General features: G+C 45.0%; 12 protein-coding genes. 11 read left to right on the forward strand and 1 reads right to left on the reverse strand.

Annotated elements, in window-relative coordinates; genetic code table 11:
• Positions 1-100 precede the first annotated feature (100 nt).
• From MKY99_RS14855 to MKY99_RS14870, 4 genes are all read left to right on the forward strand, one after another.
• Positions 101-1,159: a Gfo/Idh/MocA family oxidoreductase gene (locus MKY99_RS14855; protein WP_339271371.1), complete on the forward strand. Its 1,059-nt coding sequence runs from the start codon at positions 101-103 to the stop codon at positions 1,157-1,159.
• Positions 1,156-2,013 (forward strand): sugar phosphate isomerase/epimerase family protein, encoded by an 858-nt coding sequence (locus tag MKY99_RS14860; RefSeq protein ID WP_339271373.1) that lies wholly within the window; start codon positions 1,156-1,158, stop codon positions 2,011-2,013. The genes MKY99_RS14855 and MKY99_RS14860 overlap by 4 nt, the downstream gene beginning before the upstream one ends.
• 25 nt (positions 2,014-2,038) lie before the next feature.
• Positions 2,039-2,932: a sugar phosphate isomerase/epimerase family protein gene (locus MKY99_RS14865; RefSeq protein WP_076299742.1), complete on the forward strand. Its 894-nt coding sequence runs from the start codon at positions 2,039-2,041 to the stop codon at positions 2,930-2,932.
• Between the two features lie 216 nt (positions 2,933-3,148).
• Positions 3,149-5,086, forward strand: coding sequence for a hypothetical protein (locus MKY99_RS14870; protein WP_339271376.1), 1,938 nt, complete (start codon positions 3,149-3,151; stop codon positions 5,084-5,086).
• Positions 5,087-5,219: 133 nt separating this feature from the next.
• Here MKY99_RS14870 and MKY99_RS14875 read toward each other — a convergent pair whose 3' ends face one another.
• Positions 5,220-5,753: a GNAT family N-acetyltransferase gene (locus MKY99_RS14875; protein ID WP_339271378.1), complete on the reverse strand. Its 534-nt coding sequence runs from the start codon at positions 5,751-5,753 to the stop codon at positions 5,220-5,222.
• A 363-nt stretch (positions 5,754-6,116) separates the two neighbouring features.
• Between MKY99_RS14875 and MKY99_RS14880 the strand changes: the two genes are divergently transcribed.
• The 7 genes from MKY99_RS14880 (at position 6,117) to MKY99_RS14910 (ending at position 11,804) form a co-directional block, all read left to right on the forward strand.
• A complete protein-coding gene (locus MKY99_RS14880) occupies positions 6,117-7,010 on the forward strand; it encodes a LysR family transcriptional regulator (protein WP_339271380.1) in 894 nt (297 codons plus the stop codon).
• A gap of 119 nt (positions 7,011-7,129) precedes the next feature.
• Positions 7,130-7,645: a GNAT family N-acetyltransferase gene (locus MKY99_RS14885; RefSeq protein WP_339271382.1), complete on the forward strand. Its 516-nt coding sequence runs from the start codon at positions 7,130-7,132 to the stop codon at positions 7,643-7,645.
• Between the two features lie 4 nt (positions 7,646-7,649).
• Positions 7,650-8,501, forward strand: coding sequence for a transporter substrate-binding domain-containing protein (locus MKY99_RS14890; protein WP_042188293.1), 852 nt, complete (start codon positions 7,650-7,652; stop codon positions 8,499-8,501).
• Between the two features lie 33 nt (positions 8,502-8,534).
• Positions 8,535-9,320, forward strand: coding sequence for an amino acid ABC transporter permease (locus MKY99_RS14895; protein ID WP_339271384.1), 786 nt, complete (start codon positions 8,535-8,537; stop codon positions 9,318-9,320).
• Positions 9,317-10,027, forward strand: coding sequence for an amino acid ABC transporter permease (locus tag MKY99_RS14900; RefSeq protein ID WP_339271386.1), 711 nt, complete (start codon positions 9,317-9,319; stop codon positions 10,025-10,027). The genes MKY99_RS14895 and MKY99_RS14900 overlap by 4 nt, the downstream gene beginning before the upstream one ends.
• Complete coding sequence (locus MKY99_RS14905; RefSeq protein WP_076286779.1) at positions 10,024-10,776, forward strand: amino acid ABC transporter ATP-binding protein; 753 nt, start codon at positions 10,024-10,026, stop codon at positions 10,774-10,776. Before MKY99_RS14900 ends, MKY99_RS14905 begins: the two co-directional genes overlap by 4 nt.
• 11 nt (positions 10,777-10,787) lie before the next feature.
• A complete protein-coding gene (locus MKY99_RS14910) occupies positions 10,788-11,804 on the forward strand; it encodes an LLM class flavin-dependent oxidoreductase (RefSeq protein ID WP_339271388.1) in 1,017 nt (338 codons plus the stop codon).
• The last annotated feature ends 44 nt before the right edge of the window (positions 11,805-11,848 follow it).

Genomic DNA, 11,848 nt, shown 5'->3' on the forward strand with positions numbered 1-11,848 from the left:
ACAATTGTACAAATGAAACCGCAAGGTTCTGCATGGTGTTTAGGGTTGAAATCATTATAATACGAATCATAACCTATGCAAAATAAAGGAGAGAATATTTATGGATATGATTAAAATTGGAGTAATAGGAACCGGCTCTATCTCCAGCATGCACTTAAGTGCTTATCGGACTAATCCGCAGACAATCATATATGCGGTTTGTGACCTGAATGAAGAGCGTGCACGAGATGTTGCTGCTGAGTATAACGTGGAGAACGTATACACGGATTATCGTGAATTGCTGGCTAATTCCGAAATAGATGCAGTCAGCATCTGCACATGGAACAACTCTCATGCTGAGATCAGCATCGCGGCACTTGAGGCAGGCAAGCATGTACTTGTGGAAAAGCCGCTTTGCCGCACGGTGGAAGAAGCGCTTCAGGTTCAGCAGGCAGTGGAAAAGAGCGGTAAAATTTTGCAAGTAGGCTTTGTACGACGTTATGACTCTAATGCCCAGCTACTTCAGACATTGGTGGAACAAGGAGAATTCGGCGAAATCTACTATGCGAAGGCAACGACGTTCCGGAGACTTGGTAATCCCGGCGGCTGGTTCAGTGATATTGAACGCTCCGGCGGCGGACCATTGATTGATATCGGCGTCCATGTGATCGATCTATGCTGGTATTTGATGGGCCGTCCGAATCCAGTATCAGTAAGTGCCAATACTTACCGGAAGCTCGGCAATCGTTCCAATATCAAGAATCTTTCTTTCTATAAAGCCGCTGATTACGACGCAGCGAACAATACGGTGGAAGATTTAGCAAATGCACTAATTCGTTTTGAGAATGGAGCTTCGCTGATGGTTGATGTTAGCTTTACACTGCATGCCAAAGAAGACGAGCGCTCAGTCCGCCTGTACGGTGACAAGGGTGGGTTTGAAATTGATCCTGAGATAGTCCTCGTCAAAGAACAGTCGGATACGATCGTCAATATCTATCCGCAGACCGATCATAAGGGGTTTGAGTTCAACAGTGCATTCCAGAATGAGATTAATCACTTTGCGAACAACATCAGCAACGGCTCTACACCGATTAGTCCTGTGCAGGACGGCGTTACAATCATGAAGATTCTCGGCGCGATCTATGAATCCGCTGCCAAAGGCGAAGAGGTGAAACTATGAAGCTAGGAATCAGTACCTACAGTTTGCATTCAGCTTTTTCAACGGGTGAGCTTACGCTTGAAGGAGTCATTGAGACGATCGCCGATCTGGGCGCGGAGCATGCGGAGATTGTACCCTTGGGCATCAATTTGGTTGAGAATCCTGAGCTAATTGATCAGATTGTACGAACAGCAGCAGGTCGTGGACTAGAGTTGTCTAATTATGCTATCGGGGCGAATTTTGCCGGTCTGGAGACAGCGGAAAGACAGCGTGAAGTCGAACGGGTAAAGCGGGAAGTAGACGTCTGTGCGGCGTTAGGCATTCAGCGGATGCGGCATGATGTAGCCTCGTCAAATGATCTATCTATTGCGCACTTTCTGGAAGAGCTTCCACATTTGGCTGAAGCCTGTCGAGAAATTGCCGATTATGCCGCAGGTTTGGGCATCACGACCAGTGTGGAGAATCATGGATACTTTATTCAGCACAGCGATCGTGTACAGGCGTTGGTTCACGCAGTAGGAAGAGATAACTTCCGTACAACACTCGACATTGGTAACTTCCTGTGCGCAGATGAGAATCCGCTTATTGCTGTGACTAACAATATTAAGCTTGCTTCGATGGTACATTTCAAAGATTTCTATATTCGTCCGCAGGATCGCCAGCCTGGCGAAGGCTGGTTCCAGTCTACTGGTGGGAACTGGTTGAGGGGTGCCATCGTTGGTCAAGGAGACATCGATATGCCGAGTGTCATTCGAACCGTTAAGGAAAGTGGCTACGATGGATATATCTCTGTAGAATTTGAGGGAATGGAAGAGTGCCGTAAGGGGACAAGACTTGGGTTAGAATATATCAAGCGGGTTTGGAACCAAATCTAATTCATTTTAAAGGAGGATTATTACCATGGTTAAACCAATTATCACTAACAAAATCGGCGTTATCGTAGACAGTTTTCAGGTCGGAGTAAAAGAGGGGTTGCGCAAGGCAAAAGAAGCAGGGGCTGATGGAGTTCAGATTTATGCGGTGCAAGGTGAATTTGATCCCGCTAACCTTTCTCCTTCAGCCCGCCGTGAATGGAAGGAATACATCGCTTCACTGGGTCTCGAAATCTCTGCCCTCGTTGGAGATTTAGGCGGACATGGATTTCAGGACCCTGCACAGAACCGTGCCAAAATCGAAAAGTCCAAACGCATTATGGAGCTGGCCAAGGAGCTAGGTACAGATATCGTAACTACACATATCGGTATTGTTCCCTCTGACCACACCAGTAAAATTTATGAAACCATGCACATCGCCTGTGAGGAACTAAGCAGATACGCGCATGAGATGAATTCTTACTTTGCGATTGAGACTGGGCCAGAACCCGCTGCGCGTCTGAAGACGTTCCTCGACGGTTTGGGTTCCAAAGGGGTTTCTGTTAATTTTGACCCGGCCAACATGGTGATGGTGACTGGTGATGATCCCGTGCAAGGTGTTCATACACTAAAAGACTACATTGTACACACCCATGCTAAAGATGGTCTCAAACTTGCCGATATCGATCCGCGCGATGTTTACGGTCAATATGGTTATGAAGCACCCGCATTAGACCATGAGAAGATGGCTGAAATGGCCGAGACCGGCTCGGCGTTCCGTGAAGTTCCACTTGGAGCAGGTTCTGTCGACTGGAACAATTATCTGCAAGCGCTGAACGACATCGGTTATACAGGTTTCCTGACCATAGAACGGGAAGTTGGCACTAATCCAGAGGAAGATATCCGCCAGGCTGTGAATTTTTTAAAGGCTTTTCGGGTCTGAACATGGTAGTGATAATGATTAAATAGTTCATCCAACCTTTGGGATAAAAGAGAAGCTGCCTTACAGGAGAACAGGCCTGTACGGTGGCTTTTTTTATTGCTACAAACAATTTTACTTAGTTCAGGATAAGAATCTGATCCAATTGCTAATCTCATTTATTGCAACTTTATCCTCTATTTGGCGTTAAAGAAGAGAGAACATGAAGGGGGAGCCTATATGAAAAAGATAAATCTACTAGCCCTTTTAGCAGTCATTTCAGTAATCATTGTTGGATGTATCAATACAGGGAATAAGGATAAAGCGAATCAACCACTAATTGATCTGAGTTCTGTTAATTCCATTAAAGTCCAGAATGCTGGCGGTGAATCGATAACCATAACGGACAACAATTTAATAGAACAATTCAATGAAGCTATACATACTGCTGAGTATGACAGCGCCAAGCTTGATATTGCAGCACCTGATTATGAAGCTACTGTTGAATTGAAGAATAAAGATAACGAAAAGTTCTCATTCTGGATTAAGGGCGAGAATAGTGGTCTTTTCACCAAATTAGGACAAAATGGACATTACAAGCTGCCGGAAACAAAAAAAGTAGTTTTACTTGACTTATTTCAACCCAATGAGCAACAAGTAGAAGCCGATAATCTAAAAATTGACGAAGAAATCAAGCGAATCACAGTAGCGAAATCTCTAGCACATGGTTCAGTGAATGCTAACATAAAGGCTGAATACATAGATCATGAAAGCATAGAAACTTTCGTCCGAGCCATCCGTACCGCTGTACAAATACCAGGAAATTTAAATACCGCAACGCCTAACTACGATATTGTTCTAATTTCAAATAATACTAAATATGCCTTTCATCTATGGATTAACGAAACAAGCGAGCAAGGCATGTTAATGAATGTGAACGAAACAAGCACAGGCTATACACTTACTAAGGAATCAACTGTCGAGTTAAAAAAGCTTATATTCTTGGAAGCAAACTTTAAGGGTCTGGAGTTTAATGCAGTACGGAGCTCAAATGGAGAACTGGTGGCTAAACCAATTGGCATAACCGAAAATAACTATCTATTAAACGGTGGGGCAGTGGTTGAATTACAAGGAATCTTATATCACACCATTCATTTTTTCTATGGCGACCATAATGCAGTTAACGCTTTACTAGCCCATGATCCTGCTACGGATGAGGTGATGGTGAAATGGAGCGATGAGCTGATCGATACCGATAACCGTTGGAACAATGCATTTATGAACAACTATAATATGCTAATCAAGTTGGACGAGGATCATCTATTATTTCTGGAATCGGATCTGACGAAAGAAGCTGGGAAATATCATTTGTCCTCTTATAACGTTGTTACAGGAGATATTGAGCGACTTCGGGAAGACTTTTGGCCGCTTTCTGATGATTCTGACTACATCTATAAATTCCAGTGGAATGCGGATGAACAAATATTATTTATGCAAAGTTACCTCGGCAATGTATGGTTGTTTGATCTGAGGAAAGGAAAGGACGATGTGCATCTTCTAAAATATCCGGTAATCCCTCACTCGACGACCGGTGCGCCATCCCTGTTTCTTTCACCAACCTTTAAGAGATTTGTACATGATGATGAGAGCGGCCAATTAACCTTTTATGATAATAATGGAGCTTCGCTACGTACTGTGCCGTTACCACAAGAGCAGTATGTACCTTCTGAGAAAATAAAGTGGAACCCGGCGGGCACGATTGCCTGGATGGATACAGCAGAGATGAACCAAAACCGAATCCATGACATCGACATCGATTATTTGAAAATCGCTCCACAAAAAATTAATTTTTATAATCAGGATGGGCTTCCCATCAGCTCTATTAAGACTGAAAGCGACCATGAAGATGCAGCCGTTGAAGTTGTAGGATGGACGGACGCTAATGTAGCTGTGATTAAATCCTATTCCGTAGAACTTTTGTACAAGGATACTATAGGGCTGAAGATTAAGAATGTTTCTTATTATCTCTATGATGTAAAGAAGAAGCAGAAGGGGGCTAGCTTTTCGTCCATCCCCTCCAGCGCAACTGTAATTTTAGATCATCGCATGAATGATGCAGATACTGAAGGCGATATCACTGTGAGTTTTAAAGAAATTACTTATAAAAAAGGAAATTAAATGAGCCTCGGAAGTTCGCCGCAATAATCACATAAGAACATTGGAAGCTTCCCGAGGCTTCTTTTTTATAATTTCAAGACAATGCTTAAGAATGCGTTATATTCATCGAGTTAGTCTGTCTCGAATTTTATAATTATCCTGCTGTATTACGGACTGATGTTAGTAGGTCTAGTTGGAAACCCTGTACCAGGGTTTCCCCGTTCATAAGATCGGTCTCATACGCCCGTTTGAAGCCTAAGCGATAGTAGAGCTTGATTGCTGAAGCCATCATTTCTGAGGTATGCAGATTTAAAGTGGTGGCACCCAACTCGCTAGATCTCCTTGCAGCTTCATGAATTAGATGGGTTGCAACGCCGAGGCCGCGAGCGGATGGGGATACGGCAAGCAGGCGAAGGATAGGGGAGTGAATGCCTAGTTCTGGTTTACCGTAAGCCGTTTCCGAGGAGCTAAACAAGAGTGCGCTACCAATGATTTTCTTGTCGATTTCAGCGATGATCCGCACGATCGGGGCATCGCCATGGACAGATTCAAGAAGTGATTTCCGGTACGCTAGCCACAACGGCTCGGGCATGATTTCCGAATATTGGTGGTAAGCGTCCAGTATCACTTCAGCGATGGCATCACGGTCATTATTCTCAGCTTCACGGATAATAATCTTTTGTGACATAATCTCGCGATCCCCTTTCAGTTAATGTATAGTTCATACGAATGAAGTCATTATAAACGATAATTCCGAGTTATATAAGGGGTATTTTATTATTTTGATAAATGAATAGAAAAGCTCTATATGAAATAAACATAACAGTCGATTATAAAGGGATTTACTATAACTTCTGTAGTTTCAAATTTTAAATTATTAATCCTTTATGAATGAAGTTTTGTGGAAATCCGATTATTTTACACGGAATTTAAGTTGACAAAAAATAGGGGGGTGCATAAGATATAAACAAAATCTATAGGAAAGCATCGTTTTATTTCATTGTTTTTTCATCGGAATAGTAAAATTAATATTAGTTTAGGGGGATTAGGGATGAACATTGAAAATATTGAGGCTTTTGTCTACATTAACCATTATGGAAGCTTCAATAAAGCGGCCGAAGTCCTATATATCTCTCAGCCGACAGTTACGGCACGGATTCAATCGCTCGAAAGGGAGTTGGATTGCAGAGTGTTTGATCGGTTAGGTAAGCAGATTAGCCTAACGGATAAAGGTAAGCAATTTCTTCCCTATGCCCAGCAGATTCTCCAGATCTATCAGAACGGTAAATATCAGGTTCAGGCCAAGGGGCATATTCCAAATGAACTGAGAATCGGCAGTACTGTCTCGGTATCCAATTATTTAATGCCGCATCTGATGCTTCATTTGAAGCGCAGGTATCCGCATATCACGATCAAGCTGACGACAGCTTCTACGGAAGTATTGATTGATAAGCTGAAATCGAAAGAGCTAGATCTGGCTTTTATCCGTAAAGTCGTAAATCCAGCCATTCAAGCCTTTCCTTTCTGCGAAGACCCCATTTCGCTGTATGTAGAGAAGGGGCATCGCTTAGCTAAGGCACAACGTACATCGCTGGAAGATATTCGCCAGGAGACGTTAGTCTTTTTTGAATGCGGGTCTTTGGATTGGATGCGACTGCATCGTGTATTTGAGAGCATGGAACAGCCGCCGAAGATTGAATATCAGGTGGATAACCTGGAGACAGCCAAGAAGCTGGTGTTGAAAAAAGCAGGTATCTGTTTCCTTCCGGCACTTAGTGTGCAAGAGGAAGTAGCAGCTGGGACGTTAGTACGGGTGGATATTGCGGAGACGGAAGGCATCTCCTTACGTACCAGCCTGATTTCACTAAATGGGGAGAACGCTGAATTCATAGAAACTCTACTTGAACTCGGGATTGGTAAAACGGGAGATCGACTAATTGTATAGATGTATTAAAAAACTCTATTAGCGCATGGACACATGCAGTGATAAAGTTAATTGCATATAATGACGACTAATTCGATAGGAATTATAAAATTTAATTTCGGAAGGATGGAGGGCTTGCGATGAGTGAGACATACAGACTGGCAGAACTGCAAGATGCGGAGATTTTGCTTGAGGTTACATATCGAGCGTATGAGCTGATTCGTGAGCTCGGGCTGCATTGGCCGGCGGCTACAGCTGACTTGGCACTTATTGAAGACAATATTGCTACGAATGAGTGTTATGTGCTTGAAGTTGATGGAACGATAGTTGCGACGATAACACTTTCAAAAGAAGAAGAGATTAAGAAGATTAGCCCACTGCCTTTTATTAAATGGTTTGCTGCTCATCCGGATTACAGTAACAGAGGTTATGGTGGAAAGCTTCTGGATTGGGTGGAAGAGCACATTATTGCTGGACAATTGGGTTCGGCTGCGGTCACGCTGGCAACGGCGAAGAAGCACCCATGGTTAGTTCAAATGTATGAACGCCGGGGATATGAACGGTTTCTGGAACTGGATCAGCAGAATGGTGACGGCATTATGTATCTGATGAAAAAAACACTCATAGATAAACCACAAATCATTCAAAGGGGATAGAACAATGAAAAAGTCCATTTCATTAGTAATTGCATCGTTATTGACACTGGCGATAGCAGGTTGCGGAAATAACAGCACGAACAGTAGTCAGAATGGAAATGCAGCCGAAGCTTCGGCAACGGCAAATAGTTCGACAAAGGTAACTAAGATCATCGTAGGCACGGGTACTGCTTTTCCGAAGGTCTGCTTCATAGATGAGAACGGCAAGCTTACAGGCTTTGATGTGGAACTGCTCAAAGAAATCGATAAGCAGCTGCCTGAATATGAATTCGAGTTTCAAACCATGGATTTCAGCAATTTACTGCTGAGTCTGGAAACCAAAAAAATCGACCTGGTTGCCCATGTCATGGAGAAAAATCCGGAGCGGGAGTTGAAATATTCTTTTAACAAAGAAGCCTATGCCCATTGGAGAAACCGCATCGTAGTGGCGAAGGATAATGACTCGATCCAATCACTGGATGATCTTAAAGGAAAAAAGGTATTAGTCGGTGCGACAAGCGCACAAGCGCAAATTCTGGAGAACTACAATAAAGAGCACGACAATGCGATTAATATCGTGTATCAGAACGGTGCAGCGAATGATACCGTCGCACAGATTAGTACTGGGCGTGTGGACGCTACGCTGGCTGCAGATTTTGTCCTGCCGATCATTGATCCGCAGAGTCAGCTAAAAGCTACGGGCGACGAGCTGTCCTCCGCGGACATTCTCTATGTTTTCCGTAAGGATGATGCCGATTCACAAAAGCTGTCAGATGCGATTGACAGTGCGATTAAAGAGCTGAAGACGGACGGAACACTGGGTAAGCTGAGCACGGAATGGCTGGGTGCGGATGTTACAGCGGATTCGGTTAAATGATTGAGCCGGTGAGCACGGGAAGGGAGGGAATATATGGGCGCACAGTTTGATATCAGTTTTGTATTTTCGTTTTTGCCTAAGTTACTAGGGACTTTAAGCACCACGCTTCTGATTGTCGCCTGTTCTCTACTGACAGGAATTATTGTCGGCTTTCTCGTAGCTCTGCCAAGACTTTATAAAGTGCCTGTGTTAAAGACCCTCTCCGAAATCTATATTTCTTTTTTTCGGGGAACTCCGATTCTTATCCAGCTCTTCTTGTTTTATTATGGTTTGCCTGAAATCATGAAGCTGGTCCATGTGGATATGACCCGAACTCCAGTACTTGTCTTTGTGATTCTGACCTACGGTCTGCATACGGGAGCATACATGTCCGAAATGATTAGGGCTTCTGTGATGGCGGTGGATAAGGGGCAGGTGGAGGCTGCATATGCTGCGGGGATGACGGGGTTTCAAGCTTTTACACGAATCGTGCTGCCCCAAGCGCTAGGTATAGCAGTTCCGGTATTCTCTAATCTAGTAATTGCACTACTGAAAGATACGTCATTAGCTTTTACCCTCGGGGTGATGGAAATGTCAGGTAAAGCTCAGACGCTTGGCAGCCTAACTCAGCATTTTATTGAAACGTATATCGCGCTTGCGCTTATCTATCTGGTCATCAGCTTTACGATTGAGAAGCTGCTGCTTGTAGCAGAACACCATCTGCTACGGCATGAGAAACGGAATACACCGGAGAAAAATTTGTTCAAAATCAACAAAAGCTGGTCCTACCGTCGCATTATTGCAGAATTAGGAACGGGCAAAGGAGGCACCGGATTATGAAACTAGACCCATCGTTTATATGGACCGCTCTGGTGCAGATTCTAAGTGCAATTCCTACGACCTTATATATCACCTGTGTCTCTGTGTTAATTGGTTTTGTGATTGGCGTGGCTGTAGCCTTAATCCGGCTATACAGAGTTCCACTGCTCTACCCCTTGGCAGTTGGTTATGTAACTTTCATCCGAGGGACACCGATGCTGACGCATCTGCTGCTTATATATTTTGGGCTTCCTGTGCTGATTGATGGTCTGGCGGCGCATTTCGGCTGGAGCTTTAGGTCGGTTTCGATTCCGATGATCGGTTTTGCTTATATTTCGTTCTCGATTACTGCTGGAGCTTATATGTCCGAGGTCGTCCGTTCCGGTCTGCTCGCTGTGGATCGCGGTCAGCTAGAAGCAGCCCACTCTATCGGTATGACTACGCCCCAAGCACTAAAGCGGATTGTTTTTCCTCAAGCGCTGGCGGCAAGTCTGCCTAATCTTTCGAATTCAGTAATCGGTATGCTGCACGGATCTACCCTTGCTTTTACTGTTTCGGTGGTGGATATCAATGCTAAGGCACAGATAGTGGCTTCAACGAACTGGAAGTTTTTTGAGGCTTATCTGGCGGCAGCACTGATCTTCTGGGCACTAACATTTCTGATCGAACGCGTGACGTCGGTCATTGAGAAAAGGATTAATCTGTACAATCGAGGTGGAGTAGCATGATCAAACTTGCGCAAATTTCGAAGTCATTCGGTCGGAATCAGGTATTAAATAATATAGATTTAACGGTGACGAAGGGAGAGGTTGTCGTCATTCTCGGCCCCAGTGGCTCCGGCAAAACGACTCTCTTACGCTGCGTGAATTATCTGGAGAGGCCAAGCAGCGGAGAGATCGCCATTGGCGATTTCAAAGTGAACTGCAAACATGCCCGCAAAAAGGAGATTCATCAGCTAAGGCAAAAAACGGCAATGGTATTTCAGCAGTACAATTTGTTCCGTCATAAAACCGCGCTGGAGAACGTGATGGAAGGGCTGTTAATTGTCAAAAAGCTTCCGAAGGACGAAGCGAGAAAGCGGAGCATTGCACTGCTTGAAAAGGTTGGTCTTGCCAGCAAGCTGGACGCCTACCCGAGTCAGCTGTCCGGGGGTCAGCAGCAGCGTGTAGGGATTGCCCGCGCCTTGGCGCTTGAACCAGAGGTTATATTGTTCGACGAACCAACATCGGCGCTGGACCCTGAGCTAGTGGGTGAGGTGCTGGCTGTTATCCGAAAAATTGCCAAGGAAGGCATCACAATGATTGTAGTCACCCATGAAATGGGGTTTGCTCGTGATGTGGCGAATCATGTGGTTTTTATGGACGGAGGCGTCATTGTTGAAGAAGGAACGCCGACAGAGCTGTTTAATCATCCGCGCGAAGAAAGAACGAAGCAGTTCCTGAAGCGAATCACACCTGAATTTAACTATTCCATATAGGAGGAAAAACAATGGCTATTACTATCAGCATACTCGATCAAAGTCCGATCTATCCGGGAGAAACGCCAGAGGAAGCATTCCAGCATACCATTAAGCTGGCTCAACTGTCTGAGGAGCTTGGATTTCATCGATTCTGGGTTTCCGAGCATCATGACTCTGAGCAGGTAGCCGGTTCTTCTCCAGAAGTACTCATCTCACATCTGCTGGCCAAAACAGAGCGCATCCGCATTGGCTCCGGTGGCATCATGCTCCAGCATTACAGTCCGTACAAGGTGGCGGAGAACTTCAATGTGCTGTCTACACTGGCTCCTGGCCGAGTGGATCTCGGAGTGGGACGCGCTCCCGGTGGACTCCCGCGCAGCACACAAGCGCTTCAGCAGGAAAGAACCGAATCCCCTAGCTTAACGGACAAAATCATCGAGTTGGAGAAATATGTGCATAACCGGCTCGAAGAAAACCACCCGCTGGCTGGCTTGAAGGCAGGTCCCCTTCCTGGTATTCCGCCTGAGCTGTATGTGCTTGGCGCGAGTGTAGGCAGTGCAGAGATTGCTGCTGAACTTGGATTACCTTATGTGTTCTCCCTATTTATTAATAGCGATAAGACAGTAGCGCTAGATGCTATTCGTGCTTACCGAAGCGGTTTTGTTTCTTCACAGGGCAGACAACCGCAAGCAATTATCGCTTTAGCACTAGTGGTGGCTGATACCGAAGAGGAAGCGAAAGAACTGGCGGGCGCACATAAGTTGATTCGGATTCAGCTGGCAAGCGGGAAGAAGCTAACCGTTGGAACCCGGGAACAGGCGGAGGAGTTTGCCCGCCAGAGCAATGAAGCATACACGATTGAAGAGTTGGAACCAGAGATTACCAAAGGAACAAAAAACTCTGTACGTGAACAGCTGTTGGCACTTTCAGAGGCATCCGGTGTTGAGGAGTTCATCATAACTACGAATGTGCAGCCTTTTGACAAACGGTTCCGCTCCTTTGAGCTACTGAGCGAAGCAATCTCTGAAGTGCCGGCAGAGGCATAAGCGGGCGGATCAGGATCACACGGGAAATCGTTTAAAGGAGGGTG

This window comes from Paenibacillus sp. FSL R5-0470 (assembly GCF_037975205.1).
In the GTDB taxonomy this organism is placed as follows: Bacteria; Bacillota; Bacilli; order Paenibacillales; family Paenibacillaceae; genus Paenibacillus_AQ.